Below are 23,620 nucleotides of genomic sequence, written 5' to 3' on the forward strand. Positions count from 1 at the left end.
ATCACCGCCCCGACCTGCGGGACCCGTCCGGCCGGGCCAGGGTCGGGGCGGACGAAGCTGCTGACCCTGCCGCCGAGCTGTGGAGGTCCCCGTGCGCGCCAACCGGATCCTGCCCCTGGCCGCTGCCGCGGCGCTGTTCCTCTCCGCCTGCGGTGGGGGCGGCGAGAGCGTCGACACCGGCGGGGGCGGCGGCGGGGGCGAGAACACGCTGGTCGCGGCGGTCAGCGCCCAGCCCGACCAGTTCGACCCGCACGTCACCAACGCCTACGCGAGCTTCCAGGTGCTGGAGAACGTCTACGACACCCTCGTCGTCCCCAGCGCCGAGGACCTCACGATGCAGCCGAGCCTGGCCGAGTCGTGGACGACCAGCCCCGACGGCCTGACCTGGACGTTCACCCTGCGCGACGGCGTCACCTTCCACGACGGCAGCGGGTTCGACTCCGCCGACGTCGTCTACAGCTACCGGCGGATCATCGACGAGGACCTGGCCAACGCCTACCGGTTCGCCACGGTCGCCGACGTCACCGCGCCCGACCCGCGGACCGTCGTCCTCACCGTCACCCGGCCGACGCCGAACCTGCTCGAGCTCATCGGGTCGTTCAAGGGCATGGCGATCCTGTCGGAGAACGCCGCCGACGAGTTCGACCTGAAGACCGAGGCCAACGGCACCGGCCCCTTCCGGCTGGAGAGCTCCGACGCCAACGGCACCGTGCTGACCGCCTTCGAGGACTACTGGGGCGGCGCCCCCAGCATCGACGGCGTCGAGTTCCGCTACATCCCGGAGGCCAGCTCCGCGCTCACCGCGCTGCGCAACGGCGAGGTGCAGTGGACCGACAACGTCCCGCCGCAGAACGTCGAGGACCTGTCGAGCGACGAGGAGGTCGAGCTCGGCTCGGTCACCAGCGTCGAGTACTTCTACATGTCGATGAACTACCAGGTCCCGCCGTTCGACAACCGCGACGTGCGCCGGGCGATCGCCACCGCCGTCGACCGCGACGAGGTCACCCAGGCCGCCCGCTTCGGCGCGGCGCAGACCAACGAGACGGCGATCCCCGAGGGCAGCCCCTGGTACCTCGACTACGCGCCGTTCACGCCCGACCAGGACGCCGCCCGCCAGCTGCTCGAGCAGGCCGGCGTGCAGACGCCGATCACGATGGGCCTGATGGTCACCGACGAGTACCCCGAGACCGTCGCCGCCGCCCAGGTCATCGCCAGCCAGCTGGAGCCGATCGGGATCGAGGTGGAGATCCAGGAGGAGGACTTCGCCACCTGGCTGGACCGCCAGTCCCAGGGTGACTTCGACGCGTTCATGCTCAGCTGGATCGGCAACATCGACCCGGCCGACTTCTACGAGAACCAGCACCTGTCCAGCGGGGGCAGCAACTACCAGAAGTACAGCAACCCCCAGGTCGACGACCTGCTGACCCGGGCCGCCACCGAGGTCGACCAGGCCGCGCGCAAGGACCTCTACGACCAGGCGGCGCGGATCATCGTCGACGACGTCTCCTACCTGTACCTCTACAACCCCGACGAGGTGCAGGCCTGGGTGCCGGGGCTGACCGGCTACCAGGTGCGGGCCGACGCGGCGATCGACTTCGAGACGGTGCAGCTGCCCTGACCGGGTACCTGCTCCGGCGGGCCGGCCAGGCCCTCGTCGTCCTGGCCGGCGTGAGCGTCCTGGTCTTCTCGCTGATCCACCTGGTGCCCGGCGACCCGGTCCGCCTGGCCCTGGGCACCCGGTTCTCCCAGGAGACCTACGACGCCCTGCGGGAGCGCAGCGGGCTGGACCTGCCGCTGCTGCAGCAGTACCTCACCTGGGCCGGGCGGGCGGTCACCGGTGACCTGGGGGTCAGCTTCCGCAGCGGCGAGACGGTCACCTCGCTGATCGCCGAGCGGCTGCCGGCCACGCTGACCCTGGCGCTCGCCGCGCTGGTGGTGGCGCTGGTCATCGCGCTGCCGCTGGGCATGCTCTCCGCGCTGCACCCGCGCTCGCTGGTCGACCGGGTGGCCACCGTCGTCAGCCAGTTCGGCATCTCCGTGCCGGACTTCTGGCTGTCGATCATGCTGATCCTGGTCTTCGCCGGGACGCTGGGCGTGCTGCCCTCGGGCGGCTACGTCCCGATCACCGAGGACCCGCTGGGCTGGCTGCAGCGCCTGGTGCTGCCCGCGGTGGCCACCGGCGTCGTCTCCGGCTCGGTGATCACCCGGTTCGTCCGGTCGAGCATGCTCGAGGCGCTGGGCGCCGACCACGTGCGGACGGCGCAGGCCAAGGGCGTGCCCACCCGGCAGGTGCTCACCTGGCACGTGCTGCGCAACGCGCTGCTGCCGCTGGTCACGGTAACCGGCGTGCAGCTGGCCTACCTGCTCTCGGGCGTCGTCGTCGTCGAGATCGTCTTCTCCTGGCCGGGGCTGGGGCAGCTGGCCTACCAGGCGGTGCGCGACCGCGACTTCCCGGTGTTGCAGGGCGCGGTGCTGCTCTTCGCCCTCGTCTTCCTGGTCATCAACCTGCTGGTGGACCTGCTCTACAGCCGCATCGACCCGAGGATCGCCCGCCGATGACGCAGCTGCCGACGCCGGGCGCCACCCCGGCCGCACCGCCGCCGTCCGAGCCGCCGTCCGGGCCGCTGCCCACCGTGGTCCCGCCCCGGCCGCGGTGGCGGGAGACGCTGGGCCTGCTGGCCCGCAACCCCACCGCCGCGGTCTCGGCCGTCGTCCTCGTGCTGATCGTGCTGATGGCGGTCTTCGACGAGACGCTGGCGCCCGACGGGCCCAACGACCAGGACCCGTCGCTGCAGCTGCAGCCGCCGAGCTGGGCGCACCCGTTCGGCACCGACGAGTTCGGCCGCGACGTGCTCAGCCGGGTCGTCCTGGGCGCGGCGACGTCGCTGCGGGTCGGGTTCGCCTCCGTCGCGTTCGCGCTGGTGGTCGGCACGCTGATCGGCCTGCTCGCCGGCTTCTACGGCCGGTGGGTCGACGACGTCCTCATGCGGGTCATGGACATGGTGTTCGCCTTCCCCGCCGTGCTGCTGGCCATCGCCATCGTGGCCATCCGCGGCGCCGGGCCGGGCAACGCGATCCTCGCCATCGGGATCGTCTACGTGCCGATCTTCGCCCGGGTGACGCGCGCCAGCGTGCTCGGCGTCCGCGAGGAGGTCTACGTGCGGGCGTCGCGGTCGGTGGGGGCCTCGGACTGGCGGCTGATCACCCGGCACGTGCTGCCCAACGCCGCGCCGCCGATCATCGTGCAGACCTCGATCAGCCTGGCCTTCGCCGTGCTGGCCGAGGCGGCGCTGTCGTTCCTCGGCCTGGGCCCGCGCCGGCCCAGCCCGTCGTGGGGGCTGATGCTCGCCGACGGCCGCGGCTTCATCGACCAGGCGTGGTGGTACACGGTCTTCCCCGGGCTGGCGATCGTGGTGACGGTGCTGTGCTTCAACCTGCTCGGCGACGGGCTGCGCGACGTCCTCGACCCGCGGCAGCGCACGCTGATGGCCGGGGGCGGCCGGTGACGGCGCCGGTGCTGGAGGTCGAGGACCTGCGGGTGGACCTGCGCACCCCGCGGGGGACGGCGCACGTGGTCAACGGGCTCTCCTACACCGTCGGCGCGGGGGAGACCGTCGCCGTCGTCGGGGAGTCCGGCAGCGGCAAGAGCGTCTCGGTGCTCGCGCTCGTGGGGCTGCTGCCCCCGCGGACGGCGACGGTGACCGGCCGGGCGCTGCTGCACGGCGAGGACCTGCTGACCATGGCGCCCGAGCGGCTGCGCCAGGTGCGCGGCCCCGGCGTCGGCATGGTGTTCCAGGACCCGATGACCTCGCTCAACCCGGTGCTCACCGTGGGCCGGCAGCTCACCGAGGGCCTGCGCGCGCACGGCTCGCCGTCCAGGGCCGCCGCCCGGCGGCGCGCCGTGGAGCTGCTCGGCGAGGTGGGGCTGCCCGACCCCGCGCGGGCGGTGGACCGCTACCCGCACGAGCTCTCCGGCGGCATGCGGCAGCGGGTGGTCATCGCCATCGCGCTGTCGAACTCGCCGGGGCTGCTGGTGGCCGACGAGGCCACCACCGCCCTCGACGTCACCGTGCAGGCGCAGATCCTCGACCTGGTCGAGCGGCTGCGGACCGAGCACGGCACCGGCGTCATCTGGATCACCCACGACCTCGGCGTCGTGGCCGGCATCGCCGACCGGGTGCTGGTGATGTACGGCGGCCGGTGCGTGGAGGACGGCACGGTCGACGACGTCCTCGAGCGGCCGGTGCACCCCTACACCCGCGGCCTGCTCGGCGCGCTGCCCGACCTGGCCACCGGCGCCGACCAGGACCTGGCGACCATCCCCGGGACCCCGCCGCCGCCCACCGACCTGCCCGCCGGCTGCGTGTTCTGGCCCCGCTGCCCGGTGCGGGGGGACGCCCGCTGCGAGACCGAGCAGCCGCCGCTGGCCGTCGTCGGCACCGGCAGGCGCGGGCTGCCGCACCGGGCGGCCACGTGGTGCGCGGAGGGGGAGGCGTCGTGACGTCGCGGTCGGAACCGGAGGTGCTCGTCTCGGCCCGCGGGCTGGAGGTGCACTTCCCGATCCGGGCCGGCGGGCTGCTGCGCCGCACCACCGGCGTGCTGCGCGCCGTCGACGGCGTCGACCTCGACGTGCACCGCGGCGAGACGCTGGGGCTGGTCGGGGAGTCCGGCTGCGGGAAGTCCACGCTGGGCAACGCGCTGCTGCAGCTGGTGCCGCCGACCGGCGGGACGGTCACCTTCGGCGGCGCCGACGTCACCCGGATGTCCCGGAGGGAGCTGCGCGACCTGCGCCGGCGGGCCGGGATGGTGTTCCAGGACCCGTTCGCCTCGCTCGACCCGCGGCGCACCGTGGCGCAGACGGTGAGCGAGCCCCTGGAGGTGCACGGCCTGCACCCCGGCCGGCAGGCGCGGGCCGCCCGGGTGCGCGAGCTGCTGGAGCTGGTCGGCCTGGACCCGGCGGTGGCCGACCGCTACCCGCACGAGTTCTCCGGCGGGCAGCGGCAGCGGGTCGGCATCGCCCGCGCGCTGGCCGGCGAGCCGGACTTCCTGGTCTGCGACGAGGCGATCGCCTCGCTCGACGTCAGCGTGCAGGCGCAGGTGCTCAACCTGCTGCGCCGGCTGCAGCGGCAGCTGGGGCTCACGCTGCTGTTCATCTCCCACGACCTGTCGGCGGTGCGGCACGTGTCCGACCGGATCGCGGTCATGTACCTCGGGCGGGTCGTCGAGGTCGGGCCGGCCGCCGCCGTCGCCGCCGACCCGCAGATGCCCTACACGCGCGCGCTGCTGTCGGCGGTGCCGCTGCCGCACCCGGCGCTGGAGCGCTCGCGGCAGCGGATCGTCCTGCGCGGCGACGTCCCCTCGCCGTCCCGGGTGCCGAGCGGCTGCCGCTTCCGCACCCGCTGCCCCGACGTCTTCGCGCCCTGCCCCGACGTCGACCCGGCGCTGCAGCCGGTGGGCTCCGCGCCGGGCCACGCGGCCGCCTGCCACCTGCACGGCGTCGTCGGGACGCCGGTGCAGCGGGAGGAGCCCGCCGCGCCGGTGGACGCCGGCGACCCCGCCGCCCGGCCCTGAGCCGGGCGGGTCAGCCGCGGCCGCTGCGGGTGGGGCGCCGTCCCTGCCGGGAACCCGACCGGGAGCCGGGACGGCTGCCCCGGCCGTGACCCCGGCCGCCGTCCCGGCCCGTGTCCCGGCCCGTGTCCCGGCCCGTGTCGCGGCCGCCGTGGTGGCCGGCGGAGGAGCCGTGGCTGCGGGGCGCGCTGCACGGGCGGCAGGTGCTGAACCACGGGGCGATCGCGGTGCCGCACTCGGCGCACCGGGCCGACCGGCTGATCGCGATGGCGTCGGGCAGCAGCTCGCTGATGGCCTCGGCGCACTCCTCCTCGACCCAGGCGGCGTCGTCGCCGGAGAGGCCCGCGACCCCGGGGAACTGGCGCAGCAGCGTCTGGGCGTCGCGGGCGGCCGCGGCGGCCTGCTCGTACGCCTCGACCGAGCCGCCGACCGGGACGTCGGGCAGCACGAGCTCCGGGGGCACGGGCAGGCCGACCGCGTGCCGCAGCGCGGCCCGGGCCAGCACCAGCCAGCGGGTCCGGCGTGGGGGGCTGTAGTCGATGGCGAGGTTGACCAGCCGCCAGACGGTGTGCAGGTCGCCGGCGGCGCCGAGCGGTCCGCGCAGCAGCGGCAGCAGCGCCTGCACCCGCAGCACCAGGCCGGTGACGTCGTCCGGCGTCATCGCCTCGTCGCGGGTGGCCGCGCGGGCCCAGGCCTGCCAGCGGACCAGGGCCTCGGGCAGGTCGACCGCCTCGAAGGCGCCGAGGTCCTCGAGCTCGGGGCGCAGCCGCGGCGCCCGCCGGGGCAGGTCGCTCGCCTGGTCGCCGCGGGCCACGGCGGCGCCGGCGGCCACGAGCGCGGCGGCCGGCCGGAGGCCCGGGACGCCGGTCAGGACGCCGACCGTGCCGTGCGCGGTGAGGCCGTAGCGCCCGGCCCGCCCGGCGATCTGGGCGGCCTCCCAGCTGCGCAGCGGGCGCAGCTCGGTGCCGTCGAACTTCGTCGTCTCGGCGAACAGGACCGTCCGGGCCGGCACGTTGATGCCGTGCCCGATGACGTCGGTGGTCACCAGGACGTCGAGCTCGCCGGTGGCGAACCGCTCGATGACCTCGCGCCGGGTGGCCGGGGGGAGTGCCCCGTAGAGGACGCCGACCCGGCCGGGCCGGCGCCGGTCGAGCTCGGCGGCGACGGCGTAGACGGTCCTGCGGGAGAAGGCGACGACGAGCGTCTGCGGCCGGACGCCGGTGGGGCGGACGGGGGCGGGCAGCACGTCGAGCCGCGACAGCCGCTGGTGGTGCACGACCTCGACGTGCTCGGCGTCGGCCACCAGCGGCGCCAGCAGCGGGTGCGCCTCGGCGGCGGAGACTAGGTGCATCTCGCGGTACTCGCCGGTGAGCAGCAGCCGCGCCCAGGAGTGGCCGCGCTCGGGGTCGGCGACCCAGTGCGACTCGTCGAGCACCAGCAGCTCGCCGCGCAGCGGGGCCTTCTCCACGGTGCAGCAGACCACCGGCGCCTGCGGGTCGATCTCCTCCTCGCCGGTGGACAGGCCCACGGTGCCGGCGGGCAGCTGCGCGGCAAGGGTGGCGTAGGCCTCGTGCGCGAGCTGGCGCAGCGGTGCGGCGTAGACGCCGGAGCCGGTGGCGGCCAGCGCCTGCAGCGACTCGTACGTCTTGCCGGAGTTGGTCGGGCCGAGGTGGAAGACCACCCGCTCCGGCGGGGTGGCGCGGACCGGCAGCTCGGGTGCGGCGCCCTCGACCCACGACTGCTGGGCGCGGCGCTCCTCGCGGGCGGCCGCACGGTCGGCGGCGCGGTCGGCGGCGCGGTCGGGGCCGGTCGCCGGGCGTTCGCCGGCGGTCAGCCGCCGGCGACGGCGGGCGGGGGACTGCGGGGGGACGGTCTCGGGCAGGGGGTGTCCTTCGGTCGGCGCGGGCGGTGAGGTCGACACGAGGAACCCGCGGACCACCGGACCCAACACCGGCCGGGCCCGGATCATGCCCGCCGTCCGGCCGCCGGGCCCGTGCGGCCAGTGGGTGGACTCCCGGCGACACGCCGGTCGCGTCGTCGCCGCGACGGGGTCACCGCCCCGGTCCGGTGCCCGGCCACGCTCGGCCGGGGCCGGGACGGTCGACAAGTGGCGGGTCCGGACGGCGGGTCACCGGCTCCGATCGGTGCTCCGGCAACGATCCGTGCACGCAGGCGTCCCGGCCCGTCCCGGCCGGGCGTCCGGCGGGACACGCGGCCCTACCGTTTCGTCACTGCCTGCGGACGGGAACCCGACGGAGGCAGGGCCGGCGACTTCCCCGCCGGCCGGTGCGATCTCGGGGGTGGTCATGGTGAGCGGCGTCAGCGCGCGGTCCGGTGGTGAGGTGCTCGTCGGCGGTGTCCGGCAGGGCTGGTGGCTCGTCGCCGGCGGTGAGGGCGCCCCGGAGCGGGTCGTCGCCGGGCCGTTCGCCGACCGGGCCGAGGCCGGCTGGGCGGCCGGCGCGCACGAGGAGGGGGCCCGGCTGGTGCACGGGGCCCGCCGCGCGGACGGCGTCGTCACCCGGCGGCCGTCGCCGCAGGACGGGGCGTGGCTGGCGCACCTCGGTGAGCAGCTCGACCGGCTGCCCGAGGAGTGGGACGCCGTCCTGTCCGACGACGACGCCGACCTGGGCACCCTCGTCGTCGAGGTGACCGCGGCCCTCTGCGAGGCCGGGCTGGGCCTGCACGACGCCGCCGGCACCGGCGGGGCCTGCCTGCTCCCCGAGCCCGTGCTCGGCGGCATCGTCGTCAGCTGGCTGCAGCACGACCGGATGGGCGTCGAGCAGGTCCACGGCGACATCGCCCACGCGCTGGTGCAGCAGGCGATGAACCAGACCCTGGCCGACGTCCTCGCCGTCCGCGGCTTCGCCGTCGACCCGCTCGGCGGCGCCCACGTGGTCCGCCGGGCCGACTGACCCGGGCGAGAGCCGTCAGGAGGGCTCGCCCACGGGCCGGGCGGCGGTGCCGGGCGCCGGCCGGTCGCCGCGCCACCTCCCGCGCCGCTCCCGAGGGCGGGGCTTCAGCTCGCTGACGAGCACGCCCGCGACGACGAGCGCGGCACCGGCGACCGCGAGACCGGGCAACCGGTCACCGGCCAGGCGGCCGACGATCCCGCCCCACACCGGCTCGCCGGCGTAGATCACCGTCGCCCGGGTCGGGGACACCGACTGCTGCGCCCAGTTCATGGTGACCTGGATGAGGCAGCTCACGACCCCGAGCCCGACGGCGGCCAGCAGCCACGCCCACGAGAACGGCGGGACCGCCTCGCCGGCCACGGGCATCGCCGCCAGCGAGAGGCCGCCGCCGACGAGCAGCTGCACGACAGTGACCCGGCCGAGGTCGACCGTGCCGGCGAACCGGCCGATGAGGACGATCTCCGCGGCGATCGCCACGGTGCTGACCAGCGTCACGACCTCCCCGGCGCTGAGCGTGAGCCCCGTCGCGCCGGGCCCGGCGAGCAGCACCAGCCCGCCGAAGGCGAGTGCCACCCCGGCCAGGGCCGCCGGTGCGGGTGGGCGGCGGAACACGGCCCACTGCAGCAGCGGCACGATCGGGACGTACAGCGCGGTGAGGAAGGCCGACGTGCTGCTGGGGATCGTCTGCAGGCCCACGGTCTGCAGGGCGTAACCGAGGAAGATGGTCACGCCGATGGCCGCGCCGGCCGCGAGCTCGCGCCGGGTGAGCCCCGCCAGGGTCCGGCGGAACACGACCACGCTGATCAGGCCGGCGGTGAGGAACCGCACGCCGACGAAGAGCAGCGGCCCGCTGTGCTGCACGGCGAGGTGGACGACGAGGAACGTGGCACCCCAGACCGCGGTGACGGCCACCAGCGCGAGCTCCTGCCGGCTCAACCGCAGCGACGCGCGACGAGGAGGTGGTGAACGGTCGGCGGAGTGCAGCATTCTGCACACGCTATGTGTAGGATCCTGCACGTGCAAGCCGCGCGCCGGGACGTGCTCGTCCACGTCGGGGAGAACCTCCGGCGGCTCCGCCAGGCCGCCGGCCTGAGCCAGTCGACGCTGGCCGAGGCGTCGGGCCTGAGCCGGCGGACGATCATCAACCTCGAGGCCGGCGAGGCCAACGTCAGCCTCTCCGGCCTCGACCGCCTCGCCGAGGCGCTGGGCGCGACCTTCGTCGACCTGGTCAGCCCGCCCGCGGCGTCCACGCGCGACATCGGCGCGGTGGCCTGGCGCGGATCGGCGCCGGAGAGCGAGGCGGTGCTGCTGGGCAGCGCGCCGGCCCGCAGCGAGGCGCAGCTGTGGTCCTGGGTGCTCGGCGCCGGCGAGCGCTACGACGCCGAGCCGGACCCGGCGGGATGGCACGAGATGGTCGTCGTCACCGCGGGCAGGCTGCGGATCGAGCGGGACGAGGGCCCGGTCGAGCTCGCGCCCGGCGACCACGCCGTCTACTCCAGCGCCCAGGACTACGCCTACGTCAACGTGCACGACGGTGTCACCCGGTTCGTCCGCACCGTCGTCTCCTGACGCCGCCGCGGGCACCGGCCCACCCGGCGGCGCCGGTCGTGGGTGAGGGTGTCACCCGTGGCCGACGGGACCCGCGAGATCGAGCTGAGTGCGGAGGACCTGCGTGCGGTGGCCGCCTTCGCCGCCCGGTGCGCGCGGGAGGTGCTGGCGGTCTTCGCGGCGGCGCACCCGGACGACCCGCGGCCGCGCGAGGCGGTCGACGCCGCGGAGGCGTTCGCCCGAGGGGGCCGACGCGGCAAGGTGCTGCGCGACACCGCGTGGGCGGCGCAGCGGGCGGCCCGGGAGGCGGGCGACCCGGCGGTGGGCCACGCGGCGCGGGCCGCGATGGTCGCGGCGTCGGCGGCCTACCTGCACCCGCTGGCCGACGCCGCCCAGGTGAAGCACGTCCTGGGGGCGGCGGCGCACGCGGCGCGGGCGGCCGAGCTCCTGGCGGGCGACGACCCGGACGTCGGCGTCCGCCACGTCGAGCGGGCCGGCCGGCACGCGACGCCGGCCGTCGTCGACGTGCTCAGCCGGTACCCCGCCGCACCGCCGGGCGGCGGGCGCGTCGGGAAGCTGCTGCGCCACCTGGACCGGGCCCTCCGCGGCCGCTCCTGACGGCGTCAGCGCGGTCCGGCGGAGGGGAGGCCGGCGCCCGCCGCTCCGGGTCCGGCCGCGTCGGCCGGTGACCGCGCGGGGTCCGTAGCATGGCGCTGGGCGTGCACCCCTCGGGCGACGGGCGGGGGCACGACCGAGGAGCACGGGTGCGGATCCATGCGCGCCGGTGCAGCCAGGAGGGCTCGCCTAGTGGCCGATGGCGGCGGTCTTGAAAACCGCTATGGGGTCAAACCCATCGTGGGTTCGAATCCCACGCCCTCCGCTCCGTCCGCTCTCCAGCGCCGTCCGGGCGGCGTCGTCAGACCCTGAACTGCGCCACCAGCCGGGACAGCTCGGCGGTCACCTCGGCCACCCCGTCGGCGGCCGACCGCGCCTGCAGGGCGTCCTGCTCGGTCTCGGTGCTCACCGTCGAGACGGTGACGACGGCGTCGGCGATCGACCCGGTGCCCTGGGCCGCCTCGGTGACCCCGCGCGACATCTCGCTGGTGGTCGCGGTCTGCTGCTCGACGGCGCTGGCGATGGTCGTCTGGTAGTCGCTGATCCGGGTGACGACCTCGTCGATGCGGGCGATCGCGGCCACGGCGCTGTCGGTGTCGCCCTGGATGGCCTGGATCCGGCGAGTGATGTCCTCGGTGGCCTTCGCCGTCTCCTGGGCCAGGTCCTTGACCTCGGTGGCCACCACGGCGAAGCCCTTGCCCGCCTCCCCGGCGCGGGCGGCCTCGATCGTGGCGTTGAGGGCGAGCAGGTTGGTCTGCTCGGCGATGCCCGTGATCACCCGCACCACCTCGCCGATGGCCCGGGACGAGTCGCCGAGCCGGGCCACGGTCTGCTTGGTCGACTGGGCGACACCCACCGCCTCGTCGGCGATCCGGGCCGCCTCGGAGGCGTTCGAGGCGATCTCGCGGATGCTCACGCCCATCTCCTCGGCCCCGGCGGCGACGGTCTGCACGTTGCGCGAGAGCTGCTCGGCGACGGCCGACACCTGCTGGGCCTGTGCGCTGGTCTGCTCGACCGACCCCGCGAGCCGCCCGGAGACGCCGGACATCCCCGCCGAGAGCTCCACCAGCGACCCCGACGCCCGGCCGATGCCGGTCACCGTCTCGGCCACCTTGGCCACGAAGCGGTTGAACGCCGCGCCGAGCCGGCCGATCTCGTCCGTGCGGGTCTCGTCCACCCGGGCGGTCAGGTCGCCGTCGCCGTCGGCGATCTCCTCCATCCGGGAGCGCAGCGCGTCCAGCGGCGCGACGGTGCGGCGCGCGACGAGCAGGGTGGCGCCGGCGGCCAGCAGGAGGGTGACCAGCGCGCCGACGAGGATCGTCGTCCGCAGCCGGTGGGCATCGGTGAGGATCGCGTCCTCCGGGATCTCGACGAGCACCGCCCAGTGCTGCCCGTTCCCCACCTCGATCGGCGCGGCCACGGAGACGGTGCGGCCCTCATCGCCGTCGAGGGTGCGCTGCACGGTCTCGCCGCGCTCGACGGCGGCCGCGGCGATCTCCGCCTCCGGGCCCGCGGCGGCGGAACCGGCCTCGTCCCCCGGCCGGTTGCTGCCGACCACCAGCCCCTGCGACGACACCAGGGTCGCCGAGCCGACGTCGTAGGGGCGGATGGCGCCCACCTGCTCCTGGACCGCGGCCAGTGGCACGTCGACGCCGGCGACGCCGATCGTCCGGCCGCCGACGGTGACGGGCGTGGCCAGCGAGGTGATGAGGACCTGCTCGCCGGCCACCTCGTAGAGGTAGGGCTCGATCGCCACCGACCGGCCGGTGTCCCGCGGGAGCAGGTAGTAGTCGCCCGCGCCGGGGGTCTCGTAGTCGACGAGGGCGGTCACCGCGATCGCGCTGCCGTCGCGGTACCAGTAGGGGACGTAGCGGCCGCTCGCGTCGGTGCCAGCCGTGCCGGCGAAGGCCTGGTCGTACCCGTCGAAGGCCTGCGGCTCGAAGGCCGTCCAGACCCCGACCAGCGCGGGGTCGGCGGCGAGCAGCCGCTTGAGCAGGGCGTCGGCGTAGGGGCGCTCGCCCCGCCGGCCCTCGGTCTGGGCGGCCAGCGCCTGCGCCAGGGACTCGGCGGTGCGGCGCTGCCGGCCAAGCGTGGCCTCGACCTGGTCGGCCTGCTCGACCGCCACCGCCGTGGCGTTGCGCAGGCCGTCCCGCTGCGCCTGGCCGGTGGCGAGGGTGGCGATCACGGCCACCAGCCCCGCCAGGGCGATGGTGAGGACGGTGACGATGCTGACCACGAGGCGGGTTTTGACGCTCACAGGACGCTCCCAGCAGGACGCGCGACAGAGGCTGTGCACCCCGTACATCGGCCGCCCGCGTGTGAGGTTGATCGCAGTCGGCCGCGAAGTGTACGCGGCCGCCGTCGGGCGACACACCGGTCACAACACCGAGTCAACAGGGAGGTCATCGGGGGGTAACACGGCGTCGTCAGGCTCGCCGGGACGTCCAGGACGGCCCACGGGGGAGACGCGTGACCCAGAGCGAGCTCGACGAGAGCACCACCACCGCAGCGGCGCCGGCGACCGGGCGCGGGACACCCTCACCCGACGCCGCCACTCGTGAGACCCTCGAGGACTACACGCTCCGGTTCGCTCCGCGCAGCTACCGGCGCTGGTCGACCGGCGTTGTCGCGGTCTCGGCCCTGGGCGGCATCGCCTACCTCGCCGACTTCGCCATCGGCGCCAACATCGGCATCAGCTACGGGACGACGAACGCGCTCTGGGGCATCGCCGTCTTCGCCGTCGTCGTGATCCTGACCGGTCTCCCGCTGGCGTACTACGCCGCCCGCTACAACCTCGACCTGGACCTGATCACCCGGGGCAGCGGCTTCGGCTACTACGGCTCGGTGGTCACCAACGTCGTCTTCGCGACGTTCACCTTCATCTTCTTCGCCCTCGAGGGCTCGATCATGGCCCAGGGCCTGCGGCTGGGCCTCGGCGTCCCGCTGTGGCTCGGCTACGCCGTCTCCACGCTCGTGATCTTCCCGCTGGTCGTCTACGGCATGAAGGCGTTGTCCACGCTGCAGGTGTGGACGACGCCGCTGTGGCTGGTCCTGATGGTGGTGCCCTTCGCCTACCTGCTGATCAGCCACCCGGAGTCGGTGTCGGCCTTCTTCGCCTACCGCGGCGAGGACGGCACCGGCACACCCGACGTCGGCTCGGTGCTGCTGGCCGCCGGCGTCTGCCTGTCGCTCATCGCGCAGATCGCCGAGCAGATCGACTACCTGCGCTTCATGCCGCCGAAGACGCCGGAGAACCGCCGCCGCTGGTGGACGGCGGTGCTGCTGGCCGGGCCGGGCTGGGTGCTGTTCGGCGCGGTCAAGCAGGTCATCGGGCTGTTCCTCGCCGTCTGGGTCATCGCCACCGTCGCCGACGGCGCCGCGGTGGCCAACCAGCCGGTGCACCAGTTCCTCGAGATCTACCGCGACCTGATGCCGGCCTGGCTGGCGCTGACCCTGGCCGTCGTCCTCGTGGTGATCAGCCAGGTGAAGATCAACGTCACCAACGCCTACTCGGGCTCGCTGGCCTGGACCAACAGCGTCACGCGGGTCACCGGGCGCTACCCGGGCCGGCTGGTGTTCCTCGGCGTCAACCTGGCCGTCGCGCTCGTGCTGATGGAGGCGGACATGTTCGCCTTCCTCAACGCGATCCTCGGCTTCTACGCCAACTGCGGCATCGCCTGGATCGTCGTCGTGGCCACCGACATCGCCGTCAACAAGTACCTGCTCGGCCTCTCGCCGAAGCAGCCGGAGTTCCGCCGCGGCATGCTCTACGCGGTCAACCCGGTCGGCTTCGTGTCCATGCTGGTGGCGGCCGGGGTCTCGATCGCCTGCTTCTTCGGCGGGCTGGGCGCCACGCTGCAGCCGTTCTCGCCGCTGGTCGCCATCGGCCTGGCGTTCGTGCTGCCGCCGCTGCTGGCCGTGGCCACCCGGGGCCGTTGGTACCTGCGCCGCACCGACGACGGCATCGACGCACCGATGCTGGACGAGCACGGCAACCCCTCGGACGCCGTCCTGACCTGCCACGTGTGCCGCCAGGACTACGAGCGGCCCGACATGGCCGCCTGCCCCACCCACGGTGCGCACGTCTGCTCGCTGTGCCTGTCCACCGACCGCGTCGGCGACCACGTGCTCCCCCTGCAGCGCTGACCTCGGCTCAGGCCTGACGTCAGCGCAGCGTCCGGGCCGCCGCGGCGAGGGTGCGGGCGGTGAGCCGGCCATCGGCCAGGCCGAGGGCGACGACGTCGTCGAACACCGCCTGGTCGGCCGCGGCGGCGCGGAAGGCGGCGTCCATCACCTGCGGCCACCGGCTGACCCACGACGCGGCCGAGGCCGACCGGTGGTGCGCGCCCAGCCGCCGCCGCAGCGCCCGCCGGTGCGCAGCACCCGCACCGGCCCCGGCCGCGGCGGCCCGCCCGGCCAGCGCCCCCGACAGGACGGCGTAGAAGATCCCCTCGCCGGTCATCGGGTTGATCAGCGACGCGGCGTCGCCGGCGAGCAGCACCCGCCCGTCGGGCTGGCGCGGGCGGCCGGTCGACAGCGGCAGCCGGTGCGCGCGCAGGCCCTCCGGCGCCCCGTCCGCCCAGCTGCCGGGCAGCAGCCGGTGCAGCCCCTCGACCAGGGCCGCGCGGGTGGCGCCGCCGCTGACCAGCTCGCCGTAGCCGACGTTGGCCCGCCCGTCGCCGAGCGGGAACGACCAGGCGTAGGCCGGCCAGCGCTGCTCGGTGGTCACCAGCACCTGCGTGCCGGCCTGCCCGGGGAGCTCGGGCGCGTACCCGCGCATCGCCACCGCCATCCGGTCGTCGCGGTTGCGGGGCAGGCCCAGGGCCCGGCGCACGACGGACTCCGCGCCGTCGGCCCCCACCAGCACCCCGGCCCGCAGCACCCCGTCGACGTCGACGCCGTCGGGCCCCAGGGTCACCGAGCGGACGGCGTGCCGGCGGAACCGCACGCCGCGGTCGAGCGCGGCGGCCAGCAGGCGGGCGTCGAACACCTCCCGCGGCACCACCGACGACGGGCGGTGGGTGGCCCGCTCGACCGTCACCCCACCGGGCGAGCGCAGCGAGAGCCTGGGTGCGGGCGCGTAGCCGGCGGTGAGCGCCGCGACGTCGACGCCGAGGCCGGCCAGCACGTCGAGCGCCTCGGGGGCGATGCCGTCGCCGCAGACCTTGTCGCGCGGGAAGTCCGCCCGGTCGAGCACGAGCACGGAGGCCCCGCCGCGCCGGGCGGACAGCGCCGCGGCCGCTCCCGCCGGGCCGCCGCCGACGACCACGACGTCCCAGCGCTCCACGACGGCGACGCTAGGCAGCCGACCGGCCGCCGGCCAGCCGGGGCCGCTGGCCCGGTCCCGTCGATGCCCGGACGCAGGATGCCGGCACCAGCCGAGAGGAGCCGCCCGTGTCCGCGTCCCCCGACGAGCGCGAGGTCCTGCTGCGGGTGCTCGCCGACCAGCGCACCGCCGTCCGCACCGCCCTGCTCGGGCTCTCCGAGGAGCAGGCCCGCGCCACCCCGAGCGCCAGCTCCCTGTCCCTGGCCGCGCTGGTCGAGCACCTGACGCAGGGGGAGCGGGCGGGCATCGCCGGCCGGGTCGGCGGGCGGCCGGCCGCGCTCGCCGCCGACCCGCAGGCCGACTGGCTGGCCGGCTTCGACGTCGCCGCGGAGGAGACGGTCGCGGTGCTGCTCGACCGGTGGATGGCGGTGGCGCGGGAGACCGAGGAGGTCGTGCGGGCCGAGCCCGACCTCGACCGGGTGGTCGAGCTCTCCGACGACGTCGCCCGCTGGATGCCGGCCGACACCGTGTTCGAGGTCCGCTGGATGGTGCTGCACCAGATCGAGGAGCAGGCGCGGCACGCCGGCCACGCCGACGTCCTCCGCGAGTCGATCGACGGCGCGAGCGCCCGGCAGTTGGCCGCCGAGGCGCAGGGGGCCGGGGCGCCGTAGCGGTTCAGGGGCGGGGCGGGGCTCCGTCGGCCCACGTGCGCGGCGGGTGCTCGTAGCCGGCGACGAAGCCGAGCAGGCCGGCGGCGTCGGACACCACCCCGAGCGCGTCGAGCCGTCGCCGCTCGAGGTAGCCGTCGTCGGCCATCCGCCGCAGCTGGCCGAGCAGCGGCTGCCAGAACCCGTCGACGTCGAGCAGCGCCACCGGCTTGGCGTGCAGGCCGAGCATGCCCCAGGTCCAGGCCTCGAACAGCTCCTCGAGGGTGCCCGCGGCGCCGGGCAGCGCGACGAAGGCGTCGGCGAGCTCGGCCATCCGGGCCTTGCGCTCGTGCATGGAGGCCACGACCTCCAGCTGCGACAGCCCCGGGTGGGCCACCTCGTCGTCGAACAGGTGCTGCGGGATGACCCCGACCACCTCGCCCCCGGCGGCCAGCGCGGCGTCGGCGACGGTGCCCATCAGCCCGACGTGCCCGCCGCCGTAGACGACCCCGACCCCGGCCTCGGCCAGCCCGGCGCCCAGCGCCGCGGCCGCCTCCCGGTGGGTGCCGGGTCCCGGCCGGCTACCGGTGAAGACGGCGATCCGCATGTGGGCACCGTAGGCACCCCGCTGCCCGGCCGCCCCGCAGGAGGGCCCTCCCTCAGCCGCCGTGGTAGCGGTAGACCGGCTCGGCGATGCAGGCCGGCTTCTCGCTGCCCTCGCGCTCGATGACGGCGGAGCAGGTCAGCTGCAGCCCGCCGGCGACCTGCTCGACGTCCCTGAGCGTGGCGGTCAGCCGCACCCGCGAGCCCACCGGCACCGGCGAGGGGAAGCGGACCTTGTTGAGGCCGTAGTTGACGCCCATCGCGGTGTCGGAGACCACGAGGACCTGCGCGAACAGCGGCACCAGCAGCGAGAGCGTGAGGTAGCCGTGCGCGATCGGCCCGCCGAAGGGGCTCTCGGCCTTCGCGCGCTCGACGTCGACGTGGATCCACTGGTGGTCGCCGGTGGCGTCGGCGAAGGTGTCGACCCGGTCCTGGGTCACCTCGAACCAGTCGCTGGTGCCCAGCTCCTGTCCCACCAGGCCGGAGACCTCGGCCATCGTCGTCGTGGTGGTCACGGACCCTCCCGTTCCTCGGCTGCTGCTCCGCGGCCGATCCTGCCAGTCGTGATCCGGCGGCTCGCGGGGCGACTGCGGTTCACTGGTCGGGTGCTGACCAGCGGGCTGACCCCCACCGACGGCTGGACGACCTGCGCCCTCGGTCACCGGCACTGGGGCCGCGCGGGCGCCGCCGGCCTGCTGGTGCACCGCGACGGCGACGACGGCCCCGAGCTCCTGCTGCAGCACCGGGCGCTGTGGTCGCACCACGGCGGCACCTGGGGGACCCCGGGTGGCGCACTGCACCTCGGGGAGTCGCCCGAGCAGGGGGCGCTGCGGGAGGTCGAGGAGGAGCTCGGGCTGCCCGCCGCGGCCCTCCTGCTCGGGGACCGCTCGGTCGACGACCACGGCGGCTGGGCCTACACCACCGTGCTGGCCCGCCCGGCCGGCCCGCTCGACCCCGCCCGGCTGCGGCTGGACGGCGAGAGCACCGGGGTGGCCTGGGTGCCGCTGGCCGGGCTGCACCAGGTGACCCTGCACCCGGGCCTGGCCGCGTCGATGGACCGGCTCCGGCCCCTGCTCACCGCGTCGCCGGCGGCCTGACCGTCACCGTCAGCGCCCGGTGGTCGCCCACCGGCAGGTCGTGCGCGGCGGCACCGGTCCCGGCCAGCCCGTCGTCGAGGGCGAGCAGGTGGTCGAGCTGGGCGCGCGGCGCGCCCGCCGGGAAGCTGGCCTCGCTCACCAGCCGGGTGCCCCGCGCCAGCCGCGCCGGCAGTCCGCCGGGCAGGTTGAGATCGCCGGCCAGCACCACCGGGCCGGGCAGCGACGCCGCCCACCGCCGCAGCCGCCGCAGCTGCCGGATCGCCGTGGGCGGGGAGAACGACAGGTGGGTGGACACGACGGTGAACCCGTCGAGGCAGGCGGCGACGGCGATCCGCGGCTCGTCGGGGACCCACCACAGCCGCGGCCGCCCGGTGCGCGGGTCGGGCGCCCGCACCGGCAGCCGCGCGCGCCCGGTGCCCAGCCCGAGCGACGCCCACCCCCGGACCGGGCGGCGGCTGACCAGCGCGATGCCGTAGGCGGGCGCCGTGACCGGGGTGCCCGGTCCGCGCAGCGCGGCGGGGTCGGCGGCGGTCCAGGTGCCGCGGAAGGGGCTCGGGGTGCCGGTGAGCGTGGCGGCGGCGCGCCAGTCGGCCCCGCCCAGCGCGCCGGCGAGGACGGCGGCCTGGTCGGTGCCGCCGGACCGGGGCTGGCCGGCGTCGACCTCCTGGAGGGCGAGCACGTCGACGTCGAGGCCCTCGACCGCGTCGGCCAGCCGGGACGCCGTCAGGACGCGGCCGTCGGGGCCGCGGCCGGAGGCCAGGTTGAGGGTGCCCACGCGCAGGGCGGCGCCGTCGGGCACCCGCCCGACGCTACCGGCGGCCCCGCGCCACCGCCGTCCGTCCGCGGCCCGGGGCCCGGCGGCGCACCGGCATCCTCCCGCACCGGACGTCGTCCTCCCTCACTGCAGCGCGTCCTCCCTCACCGTGCACCGTGGGGGAGGAGGCGCCACGATCAGGTCCCCTGATCATCGCCGCCCCTATCGCCGCCCTCCCCCGCCCCGGCCGCGCGGTCAGGCCGGTCGGGGCGGGCGCGGCTAGGTTGCTGGCATGAGCGCCCGCGACGACGTCTCGGAGATCTTCGACAGCGCGGCGTGGCGGCCCGTCGAGGGCCTGGAGTTCACCGACGTCACCTACCACCGCGCCGTCGACGCCGGCGTCGTGCGCATCGCCTTCGACCGGCCCGACGTCCGCAACGCCTTCCGCCCGCAGACGGTCGACGAGCTGATCACCGCCCTCGAGCACGCCCGGCTGTCCACCGACGTCGGCTGCGTGCTGCTCACCGGCAACGGGCCCAGCCCGCGCGACGGCGGCTGGGCGTTCTGCTCCGGCGGCGACCAGCGCGTGCGCGGGCGCCACGGCTACGAGCACGAGAAGGGGCGCACCAGCGGCCGGCTGCACGTGCTCGAGGCGCAGCGGCTCATCCGGTTCATGCCCAAGGTCGTCGTCTGCGTCATCCCCGGCTGGGCGGCCGGCGGCGGGCACAGCCTGCACGTCGTCTCCGACCTCACCCTGGCCAGCGCCGAGCACGGGCGGTTCAAGCAGACCGACGCCGACGTGGGCAGCTTCGACGGCGGCTTCGGCTCGGCCTACCTCGCCCGGCAGGTCGGCCAGAAGTTCGCCCGCGAGGTCTTCTTCCTCGGCGAGGAGTACTCCGCCGCCGACGCGCACCGCATGGGCATGGTCAACCGCGTCGTCCCGCACGCCGAGCTGGAGGCGACCGCCCTGGACTGGGGACGGCGGATCGTGGCCAAGAGCCCGACGGCGCAGCGGATGCTCAAGTACTCGTTCAACCTGATCGACGACGGCCTGGTCGGTCAGCAGCTGTTCGCCGGGGAGACCACCCGGCTCGCCTATGCCGCCGAGGAGGCCGTGGAGGGGCGGGACGCCTTCCTGGAGAAGCGCGACCCCGACTTCTCCCGGTTCCCCTGGCACGTCTGAAGGGCCCCGAGGGCTCCTGGGAGGAGACGAGCATGATCGTCGAGGTGGTGACGGGCGCTGACGAGCGTCCCGAGGTCCGGGTGGTCGACGTCGACGACCTCGCGCGGCTGCACCTGGCCCTGGGGCAGGTCACCGACGAGGAGGCCGACGAGGCCCTGCGCGCGGCCGGCCTGGGACGGCTGGAGGACGGGGAGTCCGGCGTCCTGGACGCCGCGGCACTGCGGGCCGCCGCGGAGGCCCAGGCCGGGTCGCCGGCCGGGGCGGGCGACTGGGGCCGCCGCTGGGAGGACCTGCTGGCGACGGCCCGGGACCGCGGCTGGACCGCCGACGACGGCGCCGGTCTGAAGGTGCACGTCGAGAGCGCGGCGGGTGCCTGAGACCGGGGGTCGTGGGGAGCCCCCGGGTGAACGGTGCGCCGGGATCGTTGTGGTGACTCCGATGACACGTCAGTATGTGGGTGTGCACAACCTGATGACGCACGAACGGTCCGGCCCGTGAGCGGCACCCCGGGGCGTCCGCTGAGCTCCGAGCTGTCCGAGCAACTGGTCGCGGTCGCCGTCGACATCCTCGCCGAGGAGGGCTGGGGTCGGCTCAACAGCGACCGCGTCGCGGCCCGCGCCCGAGCGGGCAAGGCCGGCATCTACCGGCGCTGGCCGTCGATGTCGGCGCTGGCGCGTTCGGCCGTGGCGCGCTTCACCCTGGTCGGGGTCCCCGAGGACGAGGGGTCGGTGCGTGGTGACCTGACCGCCCTGGTCGCGTCCTGGCGGCGGCCGCTGACCCGCGAGGAGCGCGCCGTCGCCAGCCTCGTCGGCGCCGCCCGGCACGACGAGGACCTCCGGGCCGGGCTCGACGCCGCGCTGGTGCGCCCGCTCACCGAGGCCGTCGACGAGCTCGGCAAGCGCTGGGCCGACCGCGGCGAGGAGGTGCCGGCCGTGCGGCTGGCCCTGCTCCGCTCGGTGCTCGAGGCCTTCTGGTGGCAGCGGCTGACCGCCGCGGGCGACGGCGCGATGGTGGCCGAGCACGTCGAGCAGGTGGTCGACGACGTCCTGCTGCCGATCCTGGCCCCGGTCGCGGAGCCCGCCCGCCGCTGAGCCGCCCGGCTCCCCGAGCGCGCGCCCCGAGGGGCGTGCGCTCCTGTTCCGTGCCCGCCGGGCACTGCTCAGCAGGCCCGCAGCGCCTCTGCCACCGGGTGGCGCGCGGGGACGAACCGCTCCGTCACGTCGGCCTCGAAGCGGACGAACAGCCGCGCGGCCAGCCAGCTCCCGGGCCGCCGTCAGCCCCGGGACGTCCTCCGGCGCGAGCAGGGGGTCGCGCGGCCCGGTGACCAGCACCCGCGTGGTGGCGATCCAGGTGGCCGCCACCAGGCCGGCGGTCACCTCCGGGCGGACCGGGCACGGCTCCTCGGCGCCGGGGCCGGTCGAGGCCTCCAGCAGTGCCGCCCGGAGCCGCTGCTCGGTCTCGTGGACGAGCTCGCGCTCGGCGGACTGCAGGCCCGGCGAGGAGCCCATCACGGTGACGAGGCGGCGCCCCTCCGGACCGGCCAGCCCCTCGACGTGGTCGGCGACGGCCGCGACAGGTGCTCACGCAGGGCCCGGAGGGCCGGCACCCCCGGCCGGCCGCTCCCGGACGGCCGTCTCCGGGCCGACGACCCACGGCGTCCGCTCGGACCAAGGGACGGGCCGGTTCGGGGGCGGGGTTCGCCCGCACCGGCGCTGGGCAGAGGGCCCCGTGTGAGCTCACCCCTCGTCGCGGTCCTCGACGTCGACGGCACGCTCGTCGACACCAACTACCAGCACGCGCTGGCCTGGTACCGGGCGTTCCGGTCGCTGGGGGAGACCTTCCCCGTCTGGCGCATCCACCGGCTCATCGGCATGGGCGGTGACCAGCTGGTGTCGGCGATCGGCGGGGACGAGCTGGAGGAGCGGATCGGCGACGAGGCGCGCGAGCGCTGGGTGGCCGAGGTCGACCCGATGATCGAGGAGGTCGCGCCCCTGCCCGGCGCCCGCGACCTGCTCGCCGGGCTGCGGGAGCGCGGGCACCGGGTGGTGCTGGCCAGCTCGGGCAAGCCGCACCACGTCGACCACTACCTCGACCTGCTCGACGCCCGCGACGTCGCCGAGGCCTGGACGACGAGCGGCGACGTCGAGGCGACCAAGCCGGCGCCGGACCTGCTGCAGGTGGCGCTGCGCAAGCTGGGCGAGCCCGAGGACGCGGCCAGCGTGCTGGTGGGCGACTCGGTGTGGGACGTGGAGGCGGCGAAGAACGCCGGCATGCCCGCGGTCGTCGTGCGCTCGGGCGGCTTCGGCGACGACGAGCTGCGCGACGCCGGGGCCGTGGCCCTCTTCGACACCCCCGGCGACCTGCTCGCCGGCATCAACGGCACGCCGCTGCGGTGACCTCCGGGGGCGCCGGCAGCACGGCTCGAGCTGCGGCCTGCCGGCCGCCGGACCTCAGACGGCGCCGGCGCGGCTCGCCCGGTACTCGGCGACGGTGACCATCGGCGGCCGCTCGTCGACGGCGACCGGCGTGCTGACCGGCACGAGACCGGCGCCGTCGCTGCGGAACTGGGTGAGCAGCCCGCCGCGCTCCGTGGGGCCGGCGGGCGTGCGGGACAGCACGGCCGACACCACCTGCCCGGCCATCCGGCCGAGCGCCTCCTGGTCCTGCGAGGTGTGCCGGCGGACGCCGAGGTCCACCTGCGCGAGTCCCGACAGGCCCAGCAGCCCCAGCAGGTCGACCAGCAGGCCGACCTCGACGCCGTAGCCGGACAGGAACGGCACCCGCTCGAGCGCCGAGCGGCGGCCGGCGTACTCCCCGCCCAGCGGCTGGACGAACCCGGCCAGCTCCGGCCACAGCGCGTTGAGCAGCGGCCGGGCGGTCAGCTCGGTGACCCGGCCGCCTCCGGTGGGGGAGGTGTGCCCGGCGAGCTCCAGCGGCCGGGTGTAGCAGCCCTTGACGTAGCCGACCTGCGGATCGGTGAGCAGCGGTGCCAGCAGGCCGGGCACGTAGTGGCCGACGTCACCGAGCAGGTCGGCGTCCAGGAAGACCAGCAGGTCGCCGGTGGTGGCCGCCAGCGACTTCCACAGCGCCTCGCCCTTGCCCGGCCGGGTCCCCCAGCCGGGCAGGACGTCGGCGCTGGCGACGACGCCGGCCCCGGCGGCCCGCGCGACCTCGGCGGTGCGGTCGGTGGAGTCGGAGTCCACGACGAGCACCTCGTCGACCAGCGGGACCTGCCGCACCCACCGCTCGACCAGGTCCCCGACGAGCCGGCCGACCGTGGCCTCCTCGTCGCGCGCGGGGAGCACGACGCTCACCACGGAGCCGGTCCGGCGCTTGGCCCGCAGCAGACCCCCGAGGTCGAGGTCGGCGACGGAACGGGCGCGGGACGTGCGGCCGGTGAACCAGGCGCGGGCGTCGGGTCGCATCA

23 protein-coding genes and 1 tRNA gene are annotated in these 23,620 nt (G+C 75.9%); 16 read left to right on the forward strand and 8 right to left on the reverse strand.

Annotation, left to right across the window (positions count from 1 at the left end; translation table 11 throughout):
* The first annotated feature begins 91 nt into the window (after positions 1 to 91).
* The 5 genes from ACWIZO_RS08290 to ACWIZO_RS08310 are packed head-to-tail and all read left to right on the forward strand — an operon-like array spanning position 92 to position 5,571.
* On the forward strand, positions 92 to 1,618 hold the full coding sequence (locus ACWIZO_RS08290; protein WP_448642016.1) for an ABC transporter substrate-binding protein: 1,527 nt from the start codon (positions 92 to 94) through the stop codon (positions 1,616 to 1,618).
* An 8-nt stretch (positions 1,619 to 1,626) separates the two neighbouring features.
* Positions 1,627 to 2,559, forward strand: coding sequence for an ABC transporter permease (locus tag ACWIZO_RS08295; RefSeq protein WP_448642926.1), 933 nt, complete (start codon positions 1,627 to 1,629; stop codon positions 2,557 to 2,559).
* On the forward strand, positions 2,556 to 3,506 hold the full coding sequence (locus ACWIZO_RS08300; RefSeq protein WP_448642017.1) for an ABC transporter permease: 951 nt from the start codon (positions 2,556 to 2,558) through the stop codon (positions 3,504 to 3,506). The genes ACWIZO_RS08295 and ACWIZO_RS08300 overlap by 4 nt, the downstream gene beginning before the upstream one ends.
* Entirely contained in the window at positions 3,503 to 4,501 is a 999-nt protein-coding gene (locus tag ACWIZO_RS08305; RefSeq protein ID WP_448642018.1) for an ABC transporter ATP-binding protein, read from the forward strand. Before ACWIZO_RS08300 ends, ACWIZO_RS08305 begins: the two co-directional genes overlap by 4 nt.
* Positions 4,498 to 5,571, forward strand: a complete 1,074-nt coding sequence (locus ACWIZO_RS08310; protein ID WP_448642019.1) for an ABC transporter ATP-binding protein — start codon at positions 4,498 to 4,500, stop codon at positions 5,569 to 5,571. The genes ACWIZO_RS08305 and ACWIZO_RS08310 overlap by 4 nt, the downstream gene beginning before the upstream one ends.
* Positions 5,572 to 5,581: 10 nt before the next feature.
* Here the strand turns inward: ACWIZO_RS08310 and ACWIZO_RS08315 are convergent, their stop codons facing one another.
* Complete coding sequence (locus tag ACWIZO_RS08315; RefSeq protein ID WP_448642020.1) at positions 5,582 to 7,519, reverse strand: helicase-related protein; 1,938 nt, start codon at positions 7,517 to 7,519, stop codon at positions 5,582 to 5,584.
* 358 nt (positions 7,520 to 7,877) lie between these two features.
* On the opposite strand from ACWIZO_RS08315, the gene ACWIZO_RS08320 reads away from it, so the two are divergent.
* Positions 7,878 to 8,480 (forward strand): hypothetical protein, encoded by a 603-nt coding sequence (locus ACWIZO_RS08320; RefSeq protein WP_448642021.1) that lies wholly within the window; start codon positions 7,878 to 7,880, stop codon positions 8,478 to 8,480.
* 15 nt (positions 8,481 to 8,495) lie between these two features.
* Here ACWIZO_RS08320 and ACWIZO_RS08325 read toward each other — a convergent pair whose 3' ends face one another.
* A complete protein-coding gene (locus ACWIZO_RS08325; protein ID WP_448642022.1) occupies positions 8,496 to 9,467 on the reverse strand; it encodes a DMT family transporter in 972 nt (323 codons plus the stop codon).
* A 30-nt stretch (positions 9,468 to 9,497) separates the two neighbouring features.
* On the opposite strand from ACWIZO_RS08325, the gene ACWIZO_RS08330 reads away from it, so the two are divergent.
* The 3 genes from ACWIZO_RS08330 to ACWIZO_RS08340 all read left to right on the forward strand — a co-directional run bounded on the left by ACWIZO_RS08330 (position 9,498) and on the right by ACWIZO_RS08340 (position 10,908).
* A complete protein-coding gene (locus ACWIZO_RS08330) occupies positions 9,498 to 10,049 on the forward strand; it encodes a helix-turn-helix domain-containing protein (protein WP_448642023.1) in 552 nt (183 codons plus the stop codon).
* Between the two features lie 57 nt (positions 10,050 to 10,106).
* Positions 10,107 to 10,646: a putative immunity protein gene (locus ACWIZO_RS08335; RefSeq protein ID WP_448642024.1), complete on the forward strand. Its 540-nt coding sequence runs from the start codon at positions 10,107 to 10,109 to the stop codon at positions 10,644 to 10,646.
* Between the two features lie 175 nt (positions 10,647 to 10,821).
* Positions 10,822 to 10,908, forward strand: a tRNA-Ser gene (locus ACWIZO_RS08340).
* 36 nt (positions 10,909 to 10,944) lie between these two features.
* On the opposite strand, the gene ACWIZO_RS08345 is transcribed toward ACWIZO_RS08340, so the two are convergent.
* Positions 10,945 to 12,900, reverse strand: a complete 1,956-nt coding sequence (locus ACWIZO_RS08345; protein WP_448642025.1) for a methyl-accepting chemotaxis protein — start codon at positions 12,898 to 12,900, stop codon at positions 10,945 to 10,947.
* A gap of 212 nt (positions 12,901 to 13,112) precedes the next feature.
* Between ACWIZO_RS08345 and ACWIZO_RS08350 the strand changes: the two genes are divergently transcribed.
* Complete coding sequence (locus ACWIZO_RS08350; protein ID WP_448642026.1) at positions 13,113 to 14,789, forward strand: purine-cytosine permease family protein; 1,677 nt, start codon at positions 13,113 to 13,115, stop codon at positions 14,787 to 14,789.
* 19 nt (positions 14,790 to 14,808) lie between these two features.
* On the opposite strand, the gene ACWIZO_RS08355 is transcribed toward ACWIZO_RS08350, so the two are convergent.
* Positions 14,809 to 15,930 carry an NAD(P)/FAD-dependent oxidoreductase gene (locus ACWIZO_RS08355; protein ID WP_448642027.1) on the reverse strand — a complete coding sequence of 374 codons (1,122 nt, stop codon included), beginning with the start codon at positions 15,928 to 15,930 and terminating at the stop codon, positions 14,809 to 14,811.
* A 107-nt stretch (positions 15,931 to 16,037) separates the two neighbouring features.
* Between ACWIZO_RS08355 and ACWIZO_RS08360 the strand changes: the two genes are divergently transcribed.
* Positions 16,038 to 16,580 (forward strand): mycothiol transferase, encoded by a 543-nt coding sequence (locus ACWIZO_RS08360; RefSeq protein ID WP_448642028.1) that lies wholly within the window; start codon positions 16,038 to 16,040, stop codon positions 16,578 to 16,580.
* A 4-nt stretch (positions 16,581 to 16,584) separates the two neighbouring features.
* Here the strand turns inward: ACWIZO_RS08360 and ACWIZO_RS08365 are convergent, their stop codons facing one another.
* Both ACWIZO_RS08365 and ACWIZO_RS08370 read right to left on the reverse strand, forming a co-directional pair.
* A complete protein-coding gene (locus ACWIZO_RS08365) occupies positions 16,585 to 17,163 on the reverse strand; it encodes an LOG family protein (protein WP_448642029.1) in 579 nt (192 codons plus the stop codon).
* Positions 17,164 to 17,215: 52 nt separating this feature from the next.
* Positions 17,216 to 17,674 (reverse strand): MaoC family dehydratase, encoded by a 459-nt coding sequence (locus ACWIZO_RS08370; RefSeq protein WP_448642030.1) that lies wholly within the window; start codon positions 17,672 to 17,674, stop codon positions 17,216 to 17,218.
* A 48-nt stretch (positions 17,675 to 17,722) separates the two neighbouring features.
* On the opposite strand from ACWIZO_RS08370, the gene ACWIZO_RS08375 reads away from it, so the two are divergent.
* Entirely contained in the window at positions 17,723 to 18,256 is a 534-nt protein-coding gene (locus tag ACWIZO_RS08375) for an NUDIX domain-containing protein (RefSeq protein WP_448642031.1), read from the forward strand.
* On the opposite strand, the gene ACWIZO_RS08380 is transcribed toward ACWIZO_RS08375, so the two are convergent.
* Positions 18,234 to 19,055, reverse strand: a complete 822-nt coding sequence (locus ACWIZO_RS08380) for an endonuclease/exonuclease/phosphatase family protein (RefSeq protein WP_448642032.1) — start codon at positions 19,053 to 19,055, stop codon at positions 18,234 to 18,236. The genes ACWIZO_RS08375 and ACWIZO_RS08380 overlap by 23 nt on opposite strands.
* A gap of 247 nt (positions 19,056 to 19,302) precedes the next feature.
* On the opposite strand from ACWIZO_RS08380, the gene ACWIZO_RS08385 reads away from it, so the two are divergent.
* From ACWIZO_RS08385 to ACWIZO_RS08400, 4 genes are all read left to right on the forward strand, one after another.
* Positions 19,303 to 20,193 carry a 1,4-dihydroxy-2-naphthoyl-CoA synthase gene (locus ACWIZO_RS08385; RefSeq protein ID WP_448642033.1) on the forward strand — a complete coding sequence of 297 codons (891 nt, stop codon included), beginning with the start codon at positions 19,303 to 19,305 and terminating at the stop codon, positions 20,191 to 20,193.
* Between the two features lie 32 nt (positions 20,194 to 20,225).
* A complete protein-coding gene (locus ACWIZO_RS08390) occupies positions 20,226 to 20,570 on the forward strand; it encodes a hypothetical protein (protein WP_448642034.1) in 345 nt (114 codons plus the stop codon).
* 117 nt (positions 20,571 to 20,687) lie between these two features.
* A complete protein-coding gene (locus ACWIZO_RS08395; protein WP_448642035.1) occupies positions 20,688 to 21,284 on the forward strand; it encodes a TetR-like C-terminal domain-containing protein in 597 nt (198 codons plus the stop codon).
* Between the two features lie 639 nt (positions 21,285 to 21,923).
* Positions 21,924 to 22,589 (forward strand): HAD family hydrolase, encoded by a 666-nt coding sequence (locus ACWIZO_RS08400; protein WP_448642036.1) that lies wholly within the window; start codon positions 21,924 to 21,926, stop codon positions 22,587 to 22,589.
* 54 nt (positions 22,590 to 22,643) lie between these two features.
* Here ACWIZO_RS08400 and ACWIZO_RS08405 read toward each other — a convergent pair whose 3' ends face one another.
* Positions 22,644 to 23,618: a glucosyl-3-phosphoglycerate synthase gene (locus tag ACWIZO_RS08405; protein WP_448642037.1), complete on the reverse strand. Its 975-nt coding sequence runs from the start codon at positions 23,616 to 23,618 to the stop codon at positions 22,644 to 22,646.
* Positions 23,619 to 23,620: the final 2 nt, after the last annotated feature.

The sequence above is a fragment of the Geodermatophilus sp. URMC 63 genome (assembly GCF_053502565.1).

Bases quoted from the DNA above. Each gene is read 5' to 3' on its own strand.
- ACWIZO_RS08365 (WP_448642029.1), bottom strand. From the start codon at position 17,163: ATGCGGATCGCCGTCTTCACCGGTAGCCGGCCGGGACCCGGCACCCAC.
- ACWIZO_RS08325 (WP_448642022.1), bottom strand. From the start codon at position 9,467: ATGCTGCACTCCGCCGACCGTTCACCACCTCCTCGTCGCGCGTCGCTG.
- ACWIZO_RS08385 (WP_448642033.1), top strand. From the start codon at position 19,303: ATGAGCGCCCGCGACGACGTCTCGGAGATCTTCGACAGCGCGGCGTGG.
- ACWIZO_RS08300 (WP_448642017.1), top strand. From the start codon at position 2,556: ATGACGCAGCTGCCGACGCCGGGCGCCACCCCGGCCGCACCGCCGCCG.
- ACWIZO_RS08405 (WP_448642037.1), bottom strand. From the start codon at position 23,618: ATGCGACCCGACGCCCGCGCCTGGTTCACCGGCCGCACGTCCCGCGCC.
- ACWIZO_RS08390 (WP_448642034.1), top strand. From the start codon at position 20,226: ATGATCGTCGAGGTGGTGACGGGCGCTGACGAGCGTCCCGAGGTCCGG.